The following is a 21,920-nucleotide window of genomic DNA, read 5'->3' on the forward strand; positions in this document are numbered from 1 at the left end:
CCGTCGGCAGACGATCTGGGATCCATCTCCCAATGGATAGATGCGTGCGGGACGTAAAGGTAGCCTTCAACCGGCGGAATGGATCCCGGATCAGCGGCGCCAGGGGCGCCTTGCCTGTCCTGAACTCGATTCAGGATCTGGATGACAGGGCGATGGAGAGATGTACGCCTTCTGAACCCATGGCACAACCCGTTCTCAGAACCGCGCCAGATAGCCCTTGACTTTCCAATCCCCGATAATTAGCATTATCAGGAATTGAGATTTGCAAACCTGAATACCGAATTCCTTCACAGAACCCCCACGAAATCATGGAGCCATCCGACGCCGCCCCAAACGCAGCCGATATGTCCTCATCTGCCGAGTCTGAGCCTCCGTCAGAGGCGGTCGAAACGTCCCCTACTACGAACACGGGGCAACAAATCGCGCCTACGAGCACCGGGGAGGATGCTGAAACTAACGATCTGGCCCCGATTATCCCTGATTCCGGCGATTCAGGAGGGATTTCGTCGGATGATGCCCCGCTCGTACACACCTCCATTAAGGAATCGACGAACCTGCTTTCGATGTATTTGACGCGCTATGAGCGTCCCGAAACCAAGCGCGCCTACAAAAACGACATCGTGCAGTTTTTCGGGACCGACGAGGTCGTGTTGCCGCTGGCACGCAAAGCCACGTTCATGCATGTGAACCGGCACATCCGCGATCTCGAAGAGGAGGACCGCGCTGCTTCCACGATCCAGCGCCGCGTGTCGGCCATCCGCGGATTCTTTGACTGGCTGGTGGCGCTGGAACTGATTCCACGCAACCCAGCCGATGCCGCACTCATCCGCAAAACACGCCGCGCCAACACCTCTGATCGCTCCATCACGTTTTTGTCGCGAGCGCAGTCAAAACGCCTGCTCCGTGCTACCCAAGAGGCTGGAGAAGCAGCTAAAAGAGACCATGCATTATTGTTGGTGTTACTCCACTGTGTATTACGTCGCTCTGAAGCAGCTGCTATGGACGTTAAGCATATCCGTCCACTTGGTCATTACTGGGTGCTTGACCTTCCAGATACGAAAGGAGGTTCTGATCAGTATGTAAAGATACCAGCTCATGTTGTAGATGTAATTGATGATATGAAATCGCATTACGGAATTGAAGAGGGGGCCCTGTGGCGGTCTTTCAGCAACCGCAACCGGGGCGACCGGATCACAGGAGATGCCATCTATCGCATTGTGCGGCGCACCGCCGAGCGAGCCGACCTGCCTGATATCGGAGCCCACGCCCTGCGACATACCGGATGCACCCTTGCGCTTGAATCCGGTGCCACGATTGAACAGGTCAAGACGCACGCGCGCCACAAAGACATTGATACCACAATGGCCTACATCCATCAGCGCGACAAGCTGCGTGACAGCGCCGCAGATCGCATCAATCTGTAGGAGACGAGAGGGCGGCCCTTTTTATTAGTCGAACTGAATAAGCAAGTCAAACTGGTTCGCCGTGTAGATGAGCGTGTTGTTGTGGAGCATACGCATGCGGGTCGCCCACCATGAATCAAGATCGGGATGTGGGATCGTATCTAATTGCTCGGCTTCGTCATGCATAAATGCAAGAATAGATTGCAACGCGTATGCCTCATCTTGAACATACGTCTTTTTTGAAGGTGCAATTACCCAGTCACTACCCCGCATAGCAACACGAGCATTCCTTTTGTTTGCCCAGTGTACGATTTCTTGTGGTGGATAAGCTCCGTCTTCCAGTTCAGTTTTTTGGTAAACTGAGTTATGGTAGATTGATGCAATTTTATGTTCTGTACTTGCAGTCCGCGCACTGGGATAAGGAGCCAGTTTCGTTCCCATAGCAAACGTAAGCGGTGCATAGAGCAGTCCATTTTCGGGAATCAGCGCTTCGATGGTCGTGAGTGCTTCATGGAGAGGCATCAGATCGAGGACTGAGCGGGCCACGATTGCATCGTACGAGATTTCGTCTCCGGTGGTAACGTCGAGTAGCGAAGTCGGCTGTACCGTGACAGTGTGCGGGGGCGTCGCGTACGCTTCGGCGACCGACTCGGTAACAGCGCGGTTTTCAGACTGAGGCTCCAGCGCGGTGTAATGAACTGCGGTATCGTGCGTAGCCATGTCGTCCAGAATGCGCTGCATCTGATCGCCGCGTCCGGCCCCGATTTCCAGCAGGCGGAGCGGGGCCTTTGTTTCGTCTGCGCGGGCCACGAGTGCCTCGATAAACCGCTGGTAGAGCACGTCTGACTGGGCCCGTGCGCTGACAGATTGCAACGCCTTCAGGTAGCGCGGGTAGTTGAACGTGTGAGCGGTGCGGGGAAAGTTAGACATGCTGCTATGCTTCGTCAGTGAGTAGAGTTGTGTATTGAGCCGCAGCCTCTTCATCCTCCCAGATGCGCACATGCATACGATGGCAGCGGCGTTGCGTCTCCTTATCCAACGATCCGCAGATATGCTCCGCTGCAATGCGAGCAAAGTGCTCCACACTTGGATTTAAGCCCTCAAATGCAGGCAGGTCGTTTAGCGTCTGATCAGACACGTGGTCTTTCAACAATTCAAGAGCAGATTTTACGTCTGTAATATCACAGACATATCCCCACTTATTTAGCGATTCTGACTCAAGCACAACCTCAACAGTGAAATGGTGCGAGTGCCATTTATTCTCGGGTCCGCAGTTTGGAACGGTGAGGTAATGCTGTGCGATTAGATCTTCTTTTACAACAAGGGTATACATTGCAATAAGTGATTAATTACTGACTCATGACAAGGATCGTCGGGGCAGGTAACGCGCCAGTGCGCAAGGTTGCATAGACAGCCGGTGCTTCCCGGAAATCGACAAAGCGGGCATGGGGCTGAGCCGGAGAAAGGGTGGCTGTCAACGTCATCGCTGTGCGGAGCTGACGGTCTTTGCTCCAGCGCGTTTTGCGTTCGGCGGGCAGCGTAGAAACTGGTGTCGCTGCTACCGTGAGGCGTTTGCGATGGAACGCCGCGCCTAAGTCGAGTTCGACCGACTTTGTGCCGTACCATGACCCCATCACAATACGCGTTTCCTGCCCTGCCACATCGAGCGCGCGCTGGAGCATAGCGGGCTGGCCGCTGCACTCGATTGCGACATCGGGGCCATCCCGCCACGGGGAGGGCAGCCCAGCACGCGTCAATGCATCGGGTAGATAGCAGTGAGCATCGGGAAGCAGTGCGGCGATACGCTCAAGCACATGGGGCTGGTCTACCACAGCAAGATCGAGCGCCGGAATGTCGCTTAAGAGACGCGCCACGAGCTCTCCAACGGTGCCTGCACCGATGAGCACGACCCGCGATCCGGGACCGACCTGCGCATCCCATACGATATTCAGCGCGGTCTCTACGTTTGGAATGAAGGTGGCATCAGGGGTAGAAAGGACCGCTGGTAGCGCGTAGACGGCAGTTTCAGAGACGATGTGATGGGTCGCGTGCGGCAGAAATCCGAACACGCGCGTGCCCACCGGCAGGGTAGCATCGGGCCCTGTGCTGGTTACGCTGCCCACAGTGCAATAGCCGTAGGGGCGGGGATACGAAAAGTCAGCGCTGTCGGCAGTGGTATCCTGTAAACTCGGATCGACCTGCCCGTTAAGCACAAGGCGCTCGGTGCCGGCACTGATCAGCGCGCACTGCGTCTGGATGCCAACCTCATTACCTGTAGGAGCAGGCACCGGCTGGGCAGTGAGCTGGGTGGTGCCATCGCCATTGAACAGCAGAAGCAAGCGACTACGCATCGGGCCAGGTGGGATCTGCGAACAGCACAATGTCTTCGCCCGCCCACTGATACATCACATTGGCAAACTGCATCGCATGCAGGGACTGCACGCTGGGAGCGTTTGCAGTGGCACAGCCCTCCAGCGGGTTAAGTCCCGCCAGGTACATAGGGGCAAGCGTAACGACGAGCTTTTGCACCTGCTTCTGCATAATCATGTGACGGATGACACAGGCCCCGCCCTCGACCATAACCGATTTGATTCCCTGCGCATACGCATCGCGGCGGACGGCTGGAATCGACACGCCCCCCGGCCCTTCAGGTACCTGTCGCACTGTAGCGCCTACCGCTTCGAGCGCTGCAATTCGCTTTTCATTGCTCGAAGATGTGTAGATAAGTGGCGACGTATTTTTACTGCTAAATATAGAGGCATCAGGGGGGCATCGAAGCGTTGTATCCAGTACAATAGGGCGCGGATTGGTACCGTCTACATGTCGAACGGTTAGGCGTGGATCATCAGAAATAACAGTACCAATTCCTACAAGAATACCATCGTGAATGGCACGCAGCTCATGGGTAAGCTTCATGGAAGAGGCGTCGCTAATGCGCGTGGGCGAGCACGAGGCATCGGCGATGGAGCCGTCGAGGCTCTGCGCGTAGCTGAGCGTGATGAACGCTTGCGATTCGACATCGGCATAGTGTTGAGCGCGCTGAGCGAGGCTCTGAAGGTCGGCACTATGCGGATTGGCGTACCCGTCGCCGCCCGTCGGCGTGGTATCAATGCGCAGCATATGGCGCATCCGCTCGACTTTGGTTTCGAGATACGAGGAGTTGTGCCGATTTAGATGGGGTTCGATGGGCACACGCTCCGAGACGGTAACGCCATACTCGCGCAAGCTTTCGATCTTGGCTGGATTATTCGTGATGAGGCGCACCGATCGAATCCCCAGGTCCTGAATCATGAGCGCGCCCACCGTATAGTCGCGCTCGTCGGGTTCATGGCCCAGCATGAGATTGGCCTCGACCGTGTCGTAGCCCTCATCTTGGAGGTTGTAGGCTTTCAGCTTATCGTGGAGCCCAATGCCGCGGCCTTCCTGGCGCAGGTAGAGCACGACGCCCTGCCCCGCCTCGGCAATCATGCGCATAGACGTGTTAAGCTGCTCGCCGCAGTCGCAGCGGAGCGAACCCAGCACATCGCCGGTAAAGCACTCCGAGTGGATCCGTACGAGCACCTCCTCCGCATCCTCCACATCGCCATAGACCACGGCGAGGTGGTCCTCGTTATCGAGATCGTTCTCATACAGCATCAGCGAAAACGTGCCGTCCACGGTGGGGATACGGGCGGTCGTTAAGCGCGTGACCGAAGTGGTGTCCATACAGTAAAAAAATGATCGTGGAAGATGCAGCGTGAGGACCCGCTTGGGCCGGCAGCATTTGAACCAAAGCCTTACGGTAAGACTATGACTATACTACGGCATAGCAACCCGCCTGTGCCTTCGAATGTTACGTAGCGTATGCTGCAGCGGGCCAACTATGTTGTAACACACCTGCTGCTCCTGTTTTTCTCATTGCCTGCACGTTCCGTCTGTGGATTCTGATACTGGTTCGAGCTCGTCGTTCGCTCCGCTTCTCATCAACGCGTTATACACCGGACTGTCGCGCGGCCTTAATGCCGACATTCGCGCTACGCAAGCGGTGGGCGGTCTTCCGCTTTCGCTTTGCACCGCTCATATTGTAGCGAGCCACGGTGTGGTTACAGATGTACTCAACGTTCCGTCGGATACCGTACACGCACAGATCGAGCACGTGCTGTCGCCAGATACGCCTGAGCACATCACTCCCAACGCGGTTAAGGTTGGGATTGTGGGCGCTACGCCGTCGGTGCGAGCGGTAGCACAGCTTTTGGAGAACGAGGCCTTTAGCGGTCCCTCTATTTTGGATGTGACACTCAGCGGCCCCAGCGGCGAGGATATCGCGGAACCCGCCACGATCGAATCGCTCACCAATATTATGGGCCAGATGTCGCTGGTTACGGTACGTCGGCGGGATGCGGAGCTGCTCGCCAGTATGGAGATACCCACCCTCGACGATGCGCAAGTGGCTGTGCAGCGCATCGGTCAGCAGGGCGCTTCGTCGGTACTTTTGCGCTGCGGACGCCTGCCCACGCACTTTTTTGAGCGCGAGGGGGAGCCCCCCAACTTTGCACTGGATCTGCTCTGGCATGAGGGCGAGATGGCGCTGTTCGAGGCACCGTTCGTGGAAACGAATACAGACATCAGCGGGCGATCAAGCGCCTATCTGGTTGACCTGCTCCATCGGCTTCATCAGGGTACATCGCTCACCGATGCCATCCAGGCGTCAAAGCGACGTCTGGCTGATACGCTTCACAGCGTTCGGAGCGTAGCGGCTCCCCATGCTTCCGCCCGCTTCTTTGCAGCGTTCGAATCGCACAAGGAGACGCCCATGCACGAATAGCGCTGCTGTTCTGATACGAAACGATAAAAAGTTGTCGCGTATACACCCAGGTCTGTCATATGTGGTAGACGACCCGTATTGTGTGTGCGTACGGCCAACCGTTCCTTTGGCGATGTCTTAACAGTTATGACTCCTTCTTCGGATTCCGAAAAAACCACCATCTACGATGTGGCCGACAAGGCCGGCGTAGCTATTTCGACTGTGTCGCGCGTGCTTAACAACTCGCGCGACGTGTCGGATGCCACGCGTGAGCGGGTGCTGCGTGCTATTAAAGAGCTGCAATTCCGCCCCAACCGCACAGCAAAGTCGCTGGCTCAGCGCGCTACCCGCACCATTGCCGTAGCAGTGCCTACGTTCACCACGCCGTTTCACAACGAACTACTGAAAGGCGTGCGCAGTCGTCTCGACATTGGGGAGGTGGACTTGCTGCTCTGCGACCTGGCCTGGTCCAATCCCAAAGCCACGCTGCGCAACTTCCTGGCACGGGGAGCCATGGACGCGCTGCTGCTTACGGGGCTCCGCTATGATGCCGAAATGGCTACGGAACTCCGTGCGCTGGGTGCGCCCGTCGTAATGATTGGGAGCAAGTGGGATGATATGGATTCCTACTATTGGGATGACGAGGTCGGCGTCGAACTCGCCATTCGTCATCTGATTGAGCAGGGGCATCGCCAGGTCGGGATGATTACCACCCCGCACGACACGCATGTGCGCAACGCACGCATCAAAGGCTACCGAACGGTGCTTGAAGAAAAAGGCATTTCGTTCGACAAGTCGCTCGTGGCCTGGGGGCAGACCGAAAAGCACGACGGCTTCAGCGAAGAGTCGGGCTACGAGGCCATGCAAAAGCTTCTGAATGAGCAGCCCCAGATCACCGCTGTCTTTGCAAGCAGCGATGTACAAGCTGTCGGGGCGTGGCAGGCCATCCGTCATGCCGAGAAAACAGTGCCCGAAGACTTTGCACTCGTTGGATACGACGACATAAAGATCAGCCGCTTTATCGGGCTCTCCAGCGTAGCCCAAAACATGCACGAGGTCGGCGAGCGCGCCGCCGAGACCCTGTTGCGCCGCCTCAACCGCGAAGACTTTCCCACGGTGAGCCAGCCCGTGCAGCACGAACTCCACGTTCGCAAGTCCAGTAAATACAGCCTTCCAAGCTCCTGATGGACGCTTCCCTCCTTGCCCAGCAGCTTCCGCACTGCATCACCGAAACGCACCTGTCCGAATGGGGCACGCGCTACGAAGGCAAAGTGCGCGACACATACCGCAGGGGCAACACCCTTACCCTGGTTACGACCGATCGCATTTCGGCGTTCGATCATGTGCTGCCCCAGGCCATCCCATTTAAGGGGCAGGTGCTGAATCAGTTGGCTGCATTCTTCTTCGAAGAGACGGCTCACGTTTTCCCCAACCACGTTCGCACGGTGCCTGACCCCAATGTGACGGTGGCCACGGCCTGCACGCCTATTCCAATTGAGTTCGTGGTGCGCGGCTATCTGGCCGGACACGCCGCACGCGTCTACCAAGGTGGGGCGCGCACGCTCTGCGGCCAGGCCTTGCCCGATGGACTACGTGAAGGTGAGCAGTTGCCTGAGCCCATCGTGACGCCTGCTACCAAAGCCGAAACGGGCCACGACGAAGACATCACGCCCGAGGAAGCCGTGTCGCGGGAACTGGTCGATGCAGATACGTACGCCACCCTTGAACAGGCCGCCCTCGATCTGTTTGCGCGCGGTACCGAGATTGCTGCAGCACGCAATCTCATTCTCGTAGACACGAAATACGAGTTTGGACGCGACGCCAATGGGCAGCTCCGCCTCATCGACGAGGTCCACACGCCCGATAGCTCCCGCTACTATGAAGCCGACGGCTACGAAGAACGCCTGGAAAGCGGAACGCCCCAAGAGCAGCTCTCGAAGGAGTTCGTGCGCGAGTGGCTTATGGACCAGGGCTTCCAGGGACGTGAGGACGACACCATGCCCGACCTGCCCGGCGCGTTTCGCATCGAAATCGCTCAGCGCTATATCGACTTGTACGAGCGACTGACAGGGCAGTCGTTTGAAGCCGAGGTAACCCCCGATCCAGAAGCGCGCATGCAATCCAATCTACAGGCAGCGCGTGCGTAACAAAGTAACCAAACAGGCGGTCTATCTTGCCCCAACGCCGACGGCCCCGCTGCCATCTGCAAGCAGCGGGGCCATTTTTGGTGGATGCGAAAGCAATACGTGGTACCCACACACCGATTCAACCAACCAACTCATCGACCGTAGCTTGAATGGCCTCAAAATCCGGTTGCTTTCCAGCATTTTCAAGAACCTCCGCATACCGGATCGTTCCCTCTGCATCTACCACAAATGCAGATCGTTTCGCGATACGGTCCAGTTCCATGGGCGTAAAGTCGTAATCATACTTCGCCCCGTAAGCGGCAGCCACTTCGGCATCGTGATCGCTAAGCAGATCGAACGTCAGGTTGTTGACCTTGCGATATTCATCGAGCACAAATGGTGAGTCGGTGGAGATACCAACGACGGTTACGCCCTGCTCCACGCCAAACGAAGCGAGGTCGTTATTTACCGTGTTCATTTCGTTGGTACACACGCTCGTAAATGCTCCGGGAAAGAACAAGAGCACCACCGGGTAGCCGCGATGCTCCGACAGCGTAAACGGATCGATGTCTTGGGTGAAAAGCGTAAAATCGGGGGCGGGATCGCCTTCTGAAAAAGTCGGCATATCGTATTAAGAAGCAAAATGTTATGTAAAGCGAATTACGCGTACCGGATCGATACGCGAGGCCACCCGCGCCGGCAGATAGGCTGCCAGCACGCACAAGAGAATAGCCACACTGGTAACGATCACCACATCGGTTGCCTGTAGCGCCATAGGGGCGGTGTCCATGTAATAGGCTTCAGCAGGAAGCGGAATGACGCCATAGGTCTGTTGAATCCACCCTGCGCCAACAGCTACGACACTGCCTAAGAGGCTGCCTGTGCATCCAATAAACGCACCAAGCACCAGAAACACGCGCTGTATACCGCGTGCTGAGAGCCCCATGCTCATGAGCACTCCAATTTCGCGGGTCTTCTCCAGCATCATCATAAGGAGCGTGCCCACAATGTTAAAGGCCGCTACGATGACAATGGTGCTAATGACCAGCGGAATAATGTTTTGTTGCAGATTGATCCACGCAAACAGCCCCGCATACTGCTGATACACCGTGCGCACCGCTGCCGGAAAAGATAGGTCTTCGCGGAGCGTCTCGGCGGTTGGCTCGATGGTGTCAATGTCGTGCAGGGTAAGTTCAAAGCGCGACACCTGATTATCCGACAGTTCCAGCAGACGCCTTGCCTCGTCGAGTCCCATAAACAGGAACGTGTCGTCAATGAAGTCGAGCGAGGTAGCGTACGTATCAAACACCTCGAACTGTCGTACACGGGGCTGGAGGGCCGTTGCCTCACCGCCCTCGCGATCGAGCGCAAACAGCGTGAGACGGTCGTTCCGCTCCAGTCCGAATCGTGAGGCGATAGACGTGCTCAGCAACACCCCGCCTGGCATGGCGGCATCCGAAGATACACTGTCGGGATGCGTGGTAGAGCGGCGCACCGCAGCGGGGAGTGCATCGGTGCCCACCACGACGAGTCCCTCAATGGCTTGCGGTCCCGCCCGTGCAATAGCGACTTCTTCCACGACAGCGCGCACATCGCGCACGGTCTCGTACTCCTGCAACTGCGCACGCAGCGAATCGGCATCCTCCAGCGGCTCGTCCATGTAGCTCACCACCTGCAGATGAGCGCCCACCTCCATGAGCTTACCCTCTATTTCCTGGCTGAATCCTCGGACGATCCCCAGCGCCAGAATGAGCGCTGCCACGCCCACCGTTACGCCTCCAACTGCCACGTACGTAATGAACCGCACAAAGCTACGCCCTTCGCGCTGCCCTTCGGCACGGGCAAAGTAGCGGAGGGCCAGAAACCATTCGAGTCGCATGCAGAGCAAGAGCGCAAGTAAAATTGGTTAAGGCATCCATCCGTACCCGCTCTGGCTTGCGCTGTTCACCGCATCTGCCGAACTTGCAGCTAAACCACAGGTTTTGCATCGTGCATGCTGGCTTGCCCCGCTGTAGCAATTTGCGAGCAGCACGCTGAGGGCAGGCACGTGCAGCCGACGCATCCCACACTCTCATATTGCCCCACAGCTTCACGCTGGTTTTGGGAGCGCTTTCAGTGGGATGCATCAGCGGTCCTGTGTTTCATTACTTGTTCTCCACGAATCTGATTTAACGTCGCCTCATGCAGAATGCGCTTAGCACTCCGCCCGACCCTACGAACGAACCTGTTCTCAGCTACGCCCCGGGCTCGCCCGAGCGAAGCGCCATCCGCGCCGAGTTGGAGCGCCTGCGGGGCATGACCGTCGAGATACCCGCGTACATTGGCGGCGAGGCCGTCTACCCCGGCAGCCCCACCTCGGTACGCGTGCCGCACGACCACCAGCACGAACTGGGCACCGTCCACCAGTCCGGTGCCAGCGAGGTCGAGCAGGCGATTGAGGCTGCACGCGAAGCCAAAGCCGAATGGGCCGCGATGGACTGGAGCGACCGTGCAGCGATTTTTCTGCGTGCTGCTGATCTAATTGCGGGCCCATGGCGCCATACGCTCAACGCGGCCACCATGCTGGGCCAGGGCAAAAACGTACACCAGGCCGAAATCGACGCGGCCTGTGAGTTGATCGATTTCCTGCGCTTCAACGTGCACTATGCCGACCAGATCTACCGGGAGCAGCCCGACAACAGCCCCGGCGTATGGAATCAGGTGCAGTATCGTCCGCTCGAAGGCTTTGTACTTGCTATCACGCCGTTCAACTTCACCGCGATTCAGGGCAACCTGCCCACGGCCCCGGCGCTGATGGGCAACACGGTGCTCTGGAAACCCGCCTCGCGCTCGGTGTACTCGGCGTACTTCCTCTATCAGATTCTGGAGGAAGCGGGAATGCCCGCCGGAGTTATCAACATGCTACCCGCCGACGACGGGGCCGACGTCGGCACGCCCGCCATGGCCTCGCCCGCGTTTGCCGGACTCCACTTCACCGGATCAAAGGCCACCTTTGACCATCTGTGGAAAACCATCGGCGAGAAGCTGGACACGTACCGCACGTATCCGACCATTGTGGGCGAAACGGGCGGCAAGGACTTCATTGTGGCGCATCCGTCTGCGCATCCCACCCAGACGGCCACAGCCATTGTGCGGGGCAGCTTCGAGTATCAGGGGCAGAAGTGCTCCGCCTCTTCGCGCATCTACCTTCCCGAATCCCTCTGGCCAACGATCAAAGACGAACTGGCCGAGCAGATTGGAAGCCTGCAGGTGGGGCCGCCCGAGGACCTGACCAATTACGTGAACGCGGTCATCGATCAGCGGGCCTTTGACGAGATTACCGGCTACATCGATCGGGCCAAAGCATCTGACGATGCCGAGATTCTCTTTGGCGGGACTTACGATGACAGCACCGGCTACTTCATCGACCCGACGGTCATTCTGGCGACCGACCCGCACTACGAGTCGATGGAGGAAGAGATCTTCGGCCCCGTCACTACGATCTACGTGTACGACGATGCCGACTACGAGGCCACACTCGATCTGATTGACAGCACCTCGCCCTATGCGCTGACGGGAGCGGTGTTTGCAAAAGACCGGGCTGCCATTCGCACCACGATGGACCGCCTGGAGCAGTCGGCGGGCAACTTCTACATTAATGACAAGCCCACCGGCGCCGTAGTCGGGCAGCAGCCGTTTGGCGGAGCACGCAAGTCCGGCACGAACGACAAAGCGGGCTCGGCGCTGAACCTGCACCGTTGGATCTCGCCGCGCTCTATTAAGGAAACGTTTACCCCGCCCACGCACTACGGCTACGCGTTCCACCAGCCGGATGAGGACGCCTAACCAAGGAGCGTCACTATTTGGACATTACAAAGGGATGCGCGGGGCCGGGTAGCCGTTGCGCATCCCTTTTTCTGATGCATCGGGTGGTTCTGGACGTGGTTTATGCTATCACTGCACAATATTTCTCCCGTTGGTACCGCCACGATACAACTCGTAGAGCCGTTCGACGCCTGCTGGGTCTCCAATAACAGTTATCTGATCGCCCTCTTGAAGCGTGGAGTCGCCATTGGGGATCGTGACCTGGTCGTTGCGGCGAACAAGTGCCACCAGCACGCCTGCAGGCAGGTTCAGGTCACGGATGCGCTGGTCAATGAAGTCCTCCGTTTTCGTACCCGAAAGCAGAGAGAACGTGATGTAGCGTTCATGATGCAGCAGGCTTTCCTTCATCGCCTTCTCGTCGGCAGCGGCCCGCCACTCGGTGGTAAACCCGCTTTCGTCGACGCGGTTGGCAAGGGTAGCCAGGGTGCGCAGATGATCGCTCTGATCGTTGCTTGGGCTCACGAGGAAGAAGAACGCGTACACCGGCTCGGAGGTATCGAGCGGACTGCCGGGCTGCTCAACATCAATGCAGACGCCCGACTGGCAGTGCACCATAACCATCTCTTGCTGGTCGATGCCATCAAGCTGGCAGTACGGTAGGGCAGCCCCGTGGCTCACCGACACGGCACTGTGCAACGTGCCATCGAGGAAGCCGTGTTTGAGCGTTTCTACCGAGAGATCCAGCTTTTGGGCCATCTGCTCGGCGACCTGGCCCACAATTTCCTCATAGATAGTCGGCTCGGTAAGGCGAATCACCTCTGCGCGTGCAACGAGCTGCCCAAAGGCGGTGTCATCGCTGACGCGCTTCTCTTCGAGGATGTCTTGCAACTCATGGTCAAGTCCGTCATAGCGCTGCTTACCCAGGCGTTCAAACCAGTGAAAGATCGCGCCCTCGCGGGGTACGTTTTCGACATAAGACATGTACCACACAATGCCCACGAGCACCACGATAATCGTAAATACGATCGCCATCGTACCCATTTCAGGAATGAGCAGTCCCGGTATGATAATCCCAGCAATCTGCATCCAGGGATAGAGTGGAGAGCGGTATCCGGGAGCATACGATGGGATCTCGCTCTCCCGCATCACGATAACGGCCAGGTTCAAAAAGGCAAAGATAAGCAACTGAAAGGCGCTTGCCAGCTTGGCCACGCCCTCTTCCGAGAGCGCAAAGATAATCAGGAGCATCAGCCCCACCGTAATGATGATGGAGCGGGTCGGCGTGTTGAAGCGCCCAAGCTGCGCGAGACCGTCCGGCAACAAGCGATCCCGCGCCATAGCCAGCGGGTAGCGCGAGGCCGACATAATGCCTGCGTTTCCGGTGGATGCAAAGGCAGCGATCGCGGCGACCACAATCAGGATCGGGCCCAGTGCGTACGGCAGCCAGTTGAAGAAGACCTCGCCGGAGGTGTAGACGGGTGTCAGATCTGAGTTCAGTTCCTCGCCGGGGAGCACAGCCACCATGATGGCAACCCCAACCACGTAGATGGCTGTGGCTGTGGCAAGGGACAGGATCATCCCCAGCGGAATGTTACGGTCGGGGTTTTTGACCTCCTCGGCCACGCTTGCCACCTTCGTGAGGCCCGCGTACGAGACGAAGACAATCCCGATGGTTGCCAGGAACCCGCCCCCTCCTTCTGTGAAGAACGGCGTGAAGGCATCTGCACTTCCGGGTCCAGAGAAGCCCTCCCACACCGAAAAGACGCCCTGGGCCACGTAGAACGTGAGCACGCCTACGAGCACCGTGACGAGCGCCCGCTGGAGCCAGCTGCTTTCCTTGGCTCCCACCACGTTAAGCACACCAAACGCCACCGCAAGGGCCGCCGCCAGCGGCTTGATAGGCACATCGGCATAGATCGCCAGATACGCCCCCATCCCAATAAGTGCAAACGCACTCTTGAACACCAGGGCCAGCCAGGTGCCCAGTCCGCCCACGGTGCCTGCCAGCGGGCCCAGGCTGCGATCCAGAAAGTAGTACGTACCGCCCGCCTTCGGCATCGCCGTAGAAAGCTCGGCCATGCTGTACATCGACGGCAGAATGAGCAATCCGGCAACCAGGTACGCCAGAATCACAGACGGCCCCGTTTCAGCAGCGGCAATTCCGGGGAGCAGGAAAAACCCGGAGCTAAACATGGCGCCGGTGCTGATGGCGTACACGTCGTACAGGGTGAGACTTTTCTCAAGCGTAGACTCTGAAGCCATAAACACAGTGGCAACGAAAAGAGAGCAGCGATCCGAGCGCCTCATTCATATACATCCATATAGATGACGCACCCGGTATTGGCGAGGGGCTCAACCACATCGCTTGCCGTGGCGTTCCTCTACGCACGGGCTTCGCAGTATGCGTTTCGTATGGGAAGCTTATCAGTAGGGACACACACGGGCCTGCTCGGGGGCATCGTCGGGCTGCACGGCCGTCTTGAGTCGGCTGTAGGCAGGCCAGTCGTTGGGATCCAGATGGAGGGTGCGGTCGCCCACATACAGATGCAGCCCCGCCCGCTGGCGCTTGGCCCGCAGCAGCGGCTCCCACGTAACCGGAGCATTCCGCGCCACATCAAAAGCGGTGCGCAGCGCAATACGATGCCCGCTCAGGCGGATTTCCACCACGCGGTTGCGCAGCTGGAAGTGCGTCCACCCGCTGGCCAGGAGGAGCGCTCCGGCAGCGGCAATAAACGCCTCTGGAAAGATCGGCGCGCCTTGCAGGGCCTGCACCAGCGCCCCCACCATCACCGGCAGCATCAGCCATCCCACCGGACGCCCCACCGCGCGGCTGTACAGCAATGCCACGGAGGTATCGCCCGGGTGGTCAGTGTGCCGAAAAACAGCAGGAGCAGCCATAACAGAAGCAGCGGTCAATGCATCAGGGTCAGGCATCGGGTTCAACCGAGGGGTCGTACGGAGCCATGAGCGCCGCCAGTTCGCGGTGCATCTCGGTGTTGCCTGTGCGGTCGGCCCACACGAGCAGGTTGCGTGCCATGCGCAGCAGAATAGACTTCGAGGGAGCTGCGGCAAAATGCTGGGCATGCGGCTGTACGCTGGCCTTCAGCAGAAACCGTACACAGTCGCCTCGCGAGAGCGGCTGTCCGCCATTGAACGGGTCCATGAACACCTCGCTGTGCTCGTCCTGGTACTTCACCACAAAGTGATGCGGCAGGTTGACGCCATAGACGGGCAGGTTCAGGCGGTGGCCCAGCAGCAGGTAGACCACCGAAAGGCTAATGGGAATGCCCGTGCGGCGCTTCAGCACCCGCGTCAGGAAGCTGTTGTCGGGGTCCTCGTAATCATCGTGGTTGCCCGCAAAGTGCAGCTCGTTCGCCATGTAGTCGGCCAGATGCAGCGCGGCGTCGCGTCCCGTAAGGTTCGGGTGCGCCTCTCGAAACGAAGCCGCCATCGCATCCAGCTGCGCCTGGGCGTCTTGCAAGTCGGCATCGGGATAGCGGTACCACGACAGCAAGAGGGCCCCGCGCTCCAGGCTGGGTGTGCTGCTGCGGAGCACGGCGTGCCAGGCACGCTCGACCATCTCGAAATGCAGGGGCTGCAGCTGCTCCGACAGCGCCTCTTGCCGCTCCGGATCAAGGGTCTGGATGTGCTGGCGCAGTGCCGCAAGCTCGTCGGGGCCGTACGTGGATAGCTCCTTGCGCACGGCGGTTTGCACCGTGGAATCGGGGTCGTCGAGCAGTGTAACGAGCGCCTGTACCGAAGCAGACATAGCACACCGGGGCCGCGCAGGCCGTTGGACAAAAGCTAACGTGTGTGTTGCACGACCTACGTCCGGTTTGGATTCGCACGAGACCCATCCATTCCCCGCGCGTGACAGGTGGAAGGCCGGGCATCGCTCCTGTACGCGGGCCCCACCAGTGTTCACAACCGCCCCCAAGCTACGGGGCTGGAAGGGGTGATGAGACCGATACGGACTGCTGGTTTCCCCCAACCAAACCCACGTAGGACCGCCCCGCTGCCGCACGTCTACCGTGTCATGGTGAGCGCAGTCGACACTACAGCTCTATCAACCCTGAATGATTGGATTCATATGCGTATTTTCCCCTCCATCCTACCCTTCCTCCCCGAGGAGGAAGGAACTATGTTGGAGGCCACTTCTCCCTCAGAGGAGGGGGATTTAGGGGGAGGGATTCCATGTGCTCAAACCACTCAAACAATCACGCGTGACGCCGCACTACTGCTGTGTCACAGGTCATTCTGTGGGTTGAACCAAGATGGATACGCGTGCTGTGCCGTCCCGAAAAGTTCCTGCTAAACACCAAGGAGATGGTTCGACTGCGCTCACCATGACAGGCTTCGTGAGGGGGATTGCTGGGTAACCATCAACATGAGGGTTGACAGAGCACTACATAGAAGAACATGTTCGTCACAGTAAGGGAACTGGTGGAAGAGAACTTTTGAACAATCAAAAGCACTCATTCTGTTAAAGAACTGAAAATAGCTGACGTTAGCCTCCATTTTAAAGGGAGCAGACGCTTCTTGACTTGAAAAGGTGCGTATTGCCCATTAACGTAGTCATCGCATGAGCGCAACACTACCATAACGTGAAGTATCCCAACATCGTAGACCAGCTGTCTTGGAAGAGATGTGTAGGAGCTGGATTAGTGACGAAGCAATTGGGACACAACGACGGATGAAACGCGCCCGGACACTTCGTTGCATTGTTAGTGGACCTGTCAAATCGTCCACTCTCCTCATCTGCTTCGGCATACTATGCTGCACCTTAAAAGCAGCAGTGCTAAAGCGCATCAAGTTCCACAGTGGTCTGAACGTGGAAGAATAGCCCCCCTCAATCCAAAGGGGAATTCCTCCTACCAACCCCTACAGTTAGAAGGGTAAGCCTGAAGAGGGCATTGAACAGCCGGTCTTATGCATGTGTGCTGTTGCTTTTTTGATGGGCTATGCTCATGAGTTGTAGGCAACCCCCACTACTGCTCACCTTTTTTTTGGTTAGACAGAAAACTGAGTCATGAACACATTAGCTACACGGCTCCTGTGCGGGCTTGCGGTGCTATTGTTAGCGCCCGGGCTTGCATTTGCACAGGAGGGAACGATCACCGGTACGGTGACAGATGGAGAGACCGGGGAGGCACTGCCCGGCGCGAACATCGAAATCGCCGAACTTGGAATGGGCATCGCGTCTGAAGCCGATGGAACATACACGCTTGAAGACGTTCCGGCTGGCGAGTATGAGGTTCGAATCAGCTTCATCGGATACCAGACGGAGCAGATTTCTGTCGAGGTTGAAGCAGACGCCGTTGCTGAACTGGACGTTGAACTGCTTTCTGATGCCGCCGAGCTTGACGAGGTCGTCGTGACAGGACTCGGTGTGGAACAGACCCGAGGAGAATCAAACGTGTCGGTTTCGAGCATCGATGCTGGCGAGCTTAGCGAAACATCGGAGTTTGAGAACGTGACCGATGTCTTGCAAGGGCGAACCTCGGGAGTCACGATATCCCGTTCGTCTGGTAACGTGGGGGCCGGGCTGCGCTTTGACGTGCGCGGCGGGGTCAGCCTGAATAGTGATGGCCAGCCACTCATCTTCGTTGATGGAACGCGCATCGCCCAGGATCCGGCAACCGGATTTGATGTTGGCGGGCAGCCAACAGGATCTCCGTTGGCCGATCTCGATCCGAGTAACATCGAGTCGATCAACGTGCTGAAAGGGCCCGCTGCTACGTCTCTGTACGGCACCGATGGCACCGACGGTGTCGTGCTGATCGAGACGAAGAGCGGAGAGCAAGGTCAGGATCTCCAGGTAAACTATCAGGGAACCCTGGGATCGGCGGTGAAACAGGAAGACTACAACGACGAGATCTACCCGACCGCAGATCGCCTCAATGATATTCATCGTAGAGGCGCCATTCAGGGACACCGAGTGGACGTCTCGGGGTCCTTTGAGGACGTCAATTATCAACTCGGCTATTCGCACCGAAACACGGAAAGTATCTTTCCGACGGGAGAGGGCGAGCGAAACAACGTGAATGCCAATATTGAGGCGCGACCCACCGATGCGTTCACGATAAATAGTCGCTCTACGCTGGCATTCAATTACTACAGCCGCCCGCAGTCGGATAACAACATTTTTGGAGTGCTTGGAGCGCTTGCCCTGGATGCTCCGTTTGGGGCCTTCACAGAGCGGGATAGCTCGGCGTTCTTTGCGATCGACGACCAGCAGCGCGTCCGAAAGTTTCAGCAATCAGTGGAAATGTCCTATAACCCTGAAGCTCTCTCAGGGCTTACCCTTCGCGCACAAGGAGGGGCTGACATTACAGCCCGGCGCAATGATCAGACGTGGCCCAATCAGTACCAGGACATTTATATATCCAGCGGCGGAGAGCGCAATGCCCTCGACTCAGATCGGCGTCGCTTTAATGTCGACCTGACGGCCACATACGACTACGATCTTACGTCTAATGTGAATGCAACAACGACGGCTGGTAGCCAGCTCTTTACGGAGTCAGACCGCTTTGTAAACGCAACGTCCTCAGAGATTGGGACGGACCTGATCCGAGACATCGGAGCGGGTACACAGCTCGATGTCATTGGCGAAGGCCTTTCGAACGAACGTAGCGCCGGGATCATCGGGCGTCAACAGTTCGAGTTCCTGGATCGCTACTCTCTTGAGTTTTCAGTCCGACGCGACTGGTCCACCCGCCTCATTGCCGGAGAGACAGGCTCGTTTAAGGAGTGGTATCCAGCTGCTCGGGCATCGGCCCAATTAGGCGATTTCCTTCCCGATGTAGTGAGCCGCCTCAATGTGCGCGCCTCTTGGGGACAATCCGGTTCGCTGCCCAACCTGGTTGATGGCGAACTCGTTCGCCTCAACGGGCAGTCCAGCGGATTTGGTACTGGAGCCACGATTGGAAACGTTGGAAACCCAGACCTGGAGCTGGAGCAAGTGAATGAGATCGAGGGTGGATTTGACCTCGGGATCAATGAGCGCTACTCTCTGTCGGTTACCTACTATCGGCAAAATACGGAAGACTCGATCGTGAACTTCCAGGTCGCTCCATCGACCGGGTTCGGCAATCAAACTGTGCCCCGCAACGTGGGTGAGATTTTTGCGCAGGGCGTCGAGATGGACTTCGGCGTGACGGTGCTTCAAACCGAACAACACTCGCTTGATCTCAACGCAAATTACAGCTTCCGAGATCGAGAAGTGCGCGAGCTTGGTGGCGAAACCATCTTCGGCGGATTCCAGCGCAACGTGATCCGAGAAGGCCTCGCACCATTTAGCTTCTACGGTCCGAAAGTGAACGGAGCACTGTTTGCGGAAGATGGCACCTATCTCGAACCCGACGTTGGCGACGATAATGTTGAACTCGGGAATCCGGTACCTGATCACTTCGGTGGATTCGGGCTCTCTGCAACCCTGTTTGAGGATCTGCGGATTAATGCCCAGGCCGAGTATCAGTTGGGGCATCAGACGTACGGTAGCACAGCGCGCTTCCTGACGCTGATTGGTGCCAATGAAAAACGGAATCAGCTCACAGAAGAGCTGGCCGGGCTTGAGCCAGGCACAGAGGAATACCGTTCGGTGGCCAATAATCTGGCACGGACTAATCCCTCCGCAGGAGCTGGGGAAATTGACAACTTCCTGCAAGACGCCGACTTCCTCAAGCTGCGCTCTGTTGGCGTACGATACGACGCGTCTGACCTGATCAGTTCGGTAACTGGAACAGACCAGGTGCGGAGCTTCACGCTCGGGTTTTCGGCGTCGAATCTCTTCACAATCACCAGCTACGACCTTGGTCCTGATCCAGAAGTCAACTTTGACGGATCGCGAGGTGTGACGCGTGGGCAGGACTTCCTCACCCTTCAGAACCCGAGGGAGTACACGTTCACCCTTCAGGTTGGCATCTAAGTACAACCTCATGGGGAGTGGGGGATACAGACCCACTCCCCTGTTTCCTGACCCAGCATGTACCTCGACGCTTCTAACGCACAGTTAAAACTGAATTATGAGTAGCTACCGAACTACACTTAAACGCCTTTCGGCACTCAGTGTCGTTTTGGCTCTCGCCGTAACGCTGTCAGCCTGCGACTCGTTCGTCTCAAACGTCGATCAGCCCGTTGATGAGGCCGGGAGTGAGCAGTTTAGTGACCCGGCTGAGGCTGAATTTCTCATTACAGGCATCGAAGCCCAGTGGGCTGATACCCACTCCGGTGTGACAGACCTGGCTGACGGACTCTCCGACGAGCTTCGTTTTGGGATCAATGGGGATGCAACCTTCCCGACGTTCTCACAGCTTGACGCGGGCATCATCGCAGACGATAACAACAGTATCACGGGGGCGCTAAACGATCTCCAGGAATACCGGTACCTCGCCGATGATCTCCTTCGTCGTGTTGAGGAAGATGAACGGTTCGATCTTTCGGATCCCTCCGCTTCCGCTTCAGAAGAGGAGGTCCGTCTTGCCGCCAACGTTCACGGGGCAAACGCTCGCTACTATCTCGCCACGTACTTTGGACACCCCGACGATCCGCGCCGGGGCGGAGCCACGATCGATACATCCGCGTTCATTCCATCGCCTGAGCTCTACCAGGAAGCCGAAGACAAGTACGCCGAGGCGCTAACAGAGGCGGAGGCTCTGGAAGATGGCTTGCTACAGCGCCAGATCCAGTCGGTCCGAGCCCGAGCGGCGCTTTACGCTGGAACGCATGACTTCCAAGACTCTGGAGGCTTCCAGGGAGAAGAGGCGCTTCAAGCAGCCGCGGAGTATGCTCGTGAGGGACTTCAGCAAGGCGAGTCCTGGGATGTGGCCTACGATCTGAATACAGTGAATGATTACCACAACCAAGCTGGCGCCGGACGCCTGCAGTTGGCTGTGCAAGACGGAAACTTCAACCAGCTTGCCACATCGGGCGAGAACCCGTCAGAAAGCTACCGTGTGGCCGATGAAGACACCGGCGAACTGGTTGCCCGGAGCCACATTGAGACGGTCGCCAACAACCCAGACGAACTAAACCGGATTCCGCTTACGGTTATCAACAGTGGCGGTACGACTCTTGGCGGGTTTGGGGCGCTCCCAGAAAACCTGCAAGGATTGGCCCTCGGAGATGATCTCTTCCCCACAATCTTTGATATCTGGGAGCCCAATGGTGCACCAGAATCAATTGGCGACAGTGATACTGAAACCATTATCGAATGGGGGCAGGGCAAATGGGAGGAGCGCACTGATATGCCGTTCGTTAGCTGGCAAGAGCTGTTCCTGATCCGCGCCGAACTCGAACTGCGTGGCTATGATGCAGGTGGCGAGTCTGCTCTCGAACTGGTGAATGCTGTTCGAGCCAGCTTCGGCCTCAGTGACCTCAGCGATATCGACATGGAGCGGCTCGCTGTTGAGCGGGACCGCACGCTGTTCGCGACAGGACATCGTCTCCCCGACCAGCGCCGGATGGACGTGGTCGAGTGGCACCTGGAGGATGAGGTCGGTGGTGAGCAGACCGCACAATGGCTGCAACTCACACGGTCCGAGACCGAGCCCAATCCGAACCTCTAACCACAGACTGGCTCATTTACGCGCTGAACACCACCGCAGGGTTGCCTCCGTTTGACGGGGGCAACCCTGTTTTTTGTGCTTGCTTGATAGATGCCCGATTATACCAGATCCGGTTGCAGTATGAGCAACACCCGATGTACGTTGGCAGTCGCCCTTCAGACTCGTGTGGAGATGAATGAATGCTTTTCATCCGCTCGTTCGCGCTTCCATCCTTGCATCCCTCCACCCCTCCACCCCT

General features: G+C 57.7%; 16 protein-coding genes. 7 read left to right on the plus strand and 9 right to left on the minus strand.

The window, feature by feature from the left end:
• The first annotated feature begins 308 nt into the window (after positions 1-308).
• Positions 309-1,424, plus strand: a complete 1,116-nt coding sequence (locus R6U20_RS01470; RefSeq protein WP_410336096.1) for a tyrosine-type recombinase/integrase — start codon at positions 309-311, stop codon at positions 1,422-1,424.
• Between the two features lie 24 nt (positions 1,425-1,448).
• On the opposite strand, the gene R6U20_RS01475 is transcribed toward R6U20_RS01470, so the two are convergent.
• From R6U20_RS01475 to ribA, 4 genes are read right to left on the minus strand one after another with little or no spacing between them, the layout of a single operon-like run.
• The gene (locus tag R6U20_RS01475) at positions 1,449-2,333 is read right to left on the minus strand and encodes an SAM-dependent methyltransferase (protein ID WP_410336097.1); all 885 of its coding nucleotides are present in this window, start codon (positions 2,331-2,333) and stop codon (positions 1,449-1,451) included.
• Between the two features lie 4 nt (positions 2,334-2,337).
• Entirely contained in the window at positions 2,338-2,736 is a 399-nt protein-coding gene (locus R6U20_RS01480) for a 6-pyruvoyl trahydropterin synthase family protein (protein ID WP_410336098.1), read from the minus strand.
• Positions 2,737-2,752: 16 nt separating this feature from the next.
• Positions 2,753-3,754 carry a zinc-dependent alcohol dehydrogenase gene (locus tag R6U20_RS01485; protein WP_410336099.1) on the minus strand — a complete coding sequence of 334 codons (1,002 nt, stop codon included), beginning with the start codon at positions 3,752-3,754 and terminating at the stop codon, positions 2,753-2,755.
• Positions 3,747-5,108 (minus strand): GTP cyclohydrolase II, encoded by a 1,362-nt coding sequence (gene ribA, locus R6U20_RS01490; RefSeq protein ID WP_410336100.1) that lies wholly within the window; start codon positions 5,106-5,108, stop codon positions 3,747-3,749. Before ribA ends, R6U20_RS01485 begins: the two co-directional genes overlap by 8 nt.
• Before the next feature lie 211 nt (positions 5,109-5,319).
• On the opposite strand from ribA, the gene R6U20_RS01495 reads away from it, so the two are divergent.
• The 3 genes from R6U20_RS01495 (at position 5,320) to R6U20_RS01505 (ending at position 8,333) form a co-directional block, all read left to right on the plus strand.
• The gene (locus tag R6U20_RS01495; protein ID WP_410336101.1) at positions 5,320-6,207 is read left to right on the plus strand and encodes a bifunctional hydroxymethylpyrimidine kinase/phosphomethylpyrimidine kinase; all 888 of its coding nucleotides are present in this window, start codon (positions 5,320-5,322) and stop codon (positions 6,205-6,207) included.
• A 126-nt stretch (positions 6,208-6,333) separates the two neighbouring features.
• Positions 6,334-7,371 carry a LacI family DNA-binding transcriptional regulator gene (locus R6U20_RS01500; protein ID WP_410336102.1) on the plus strand — a complete coding sequence of 346 codons (1,038 nt, stop codon included), beginning with the start codon at positions 6,334-6,336 and terminating at the stop codon, positions 7,369-7,371.
• Positions 7,371-8,333: a phosphoribosylaminoimidazolesuccinocarboxamide synthase gene (locus R6U20_RS01505; RefSeq protein WP_410336103.1), complete on the plus strand. Its 963-nt coding sequence runs from the start codon at positions 7,371-7,373 to the stop codon at positions 8,331-8,333. The genes R6U20_RS01500 and R6U20_RS01505 overlap by 1 nt, the downstream gene beginning before the upstream one ends.
• A gap of 118 nt (positions 8,334-8,451) precedes the next feature.
• On the opposite strand, the gene R6U20_RS01510 is transcribed toward R6U20_RS01505, so the two are convergent.
• Entirely contained in the window at positions 8,452-8,937 is a 486-nt protein-coding gene (locus R6U20_RS01510; protein WP_410336104.1) for a redoxin domain-containing protein, read from the minus strand.
• Positions 8,938-8,958: 21 nt separating this feature from the next.
• Positions 8,959-10,191 (minus strand): ABC transporter permease, encoded by a 1,233-nt coding sequence (locus R6U20_RS01515; protein WP_410336105.1) that lies wholly within the window; start codon positions 10,189-10,191, stop codon positions 8,959-8,961.
• Between the two features lie 302 nt (positions 10,192-10,493).
• Here R6U20_RS01515 and pruA point away from each other — a divergent pair, with 302 nt between their 5' ends.
• The gene (pruA, locus tag R6U20_RS01520; protein ID WP_410336106.1) at positions 10,494-12,137 is read left to right on the plus strand and encodes an L-glutamate gamma-semialdehyde dehydrogenase; all 1,644 of its coding nucleotides are present in this window, start codon (positions 10,494-10,496) and stop codon (positions 12,135-12,137) included.
• Positions 12,138-12,245: 108 nt separating this feature from the next.
• On the opposite strand, the gene R6U20_RS01525 is transcribed toward pruA, so the two are convergent.
• The 3 genes from R6U20_RS01525 to R6U20_RS01535 form a co-directional block, all read right to left on the minus strand.
• Positions 12,246-14,378: an amino acid permease gene (locus tag R6U20_RS01525; RefSeq protein WP_410336107.1), complete on the minus strand. Its 2,133-nt coding sequence runs from the start codon at positions 14,376-14,378 to the stop codon at positions 12,246-12,248.
• A 162-nt stretch (positions 14,379-14,540) separates the two neighbouring features.
• Complete coding sequence (locus R6U20_RS01530; protein WP_410336108.1) at positions 14,541-15,014, minus strand: hypothetical protein; 474 nt, start codon at positions 15,012-15,014, stop codon at positions 14,541-14,543.
• 28 nt (positions 15,015-15,042) lie between these two features.
• On the minus strand, positions 15,043-15,885 hold the full coding sequence (locus tag R6U20_RS01535; RefSeq protein ID WP_410336109.1) for a SirB1 family protein: 843 nt from the start codon (positions 15,883-15,885) through the stop codon (positions 15,043-15,045).
• Positions 15,886-17,145: 1,260 nt separating this feature from the next.
• Here R6U20_RS01535 and R6U20_RS01540 point away from each other — a divergent pair.
• Together R6U20_RS01540 and R6U20_RS01545 are read left to right on the plus strand one after the other, a co-directional pair.
• A complete protein-coding gene (locus R6U20_RS01540; RefSeq protein ID WP_410336110.1) occupies positions 17,146-20,043 on the plus strand; it encodes a TonB-dependent receptor domain-containing protein in 2,898 nt (965 codons plus the stop codon).
• 97 nt (positions 20,044-20,140) lie between these two features.
• A complete protein-coding gene (locus R6U20_RS01545) occupies positions 20,141-21,682 on the plus strand; it encodes a hypothetical protein (protein WP_410336111.1) in 1,542 nt (513 codons plus the stop codon).
• Positions 21,683-21,920: the final 238 nt, after the last annotated feature.

Source organism: Longimonas sp., assembly GCF_046498435.1.
Lineage (GTDB): Bacteria > Bacteroidota > Rhodothermia > Rhodothermales > Salinibacteraceae > Longimonas.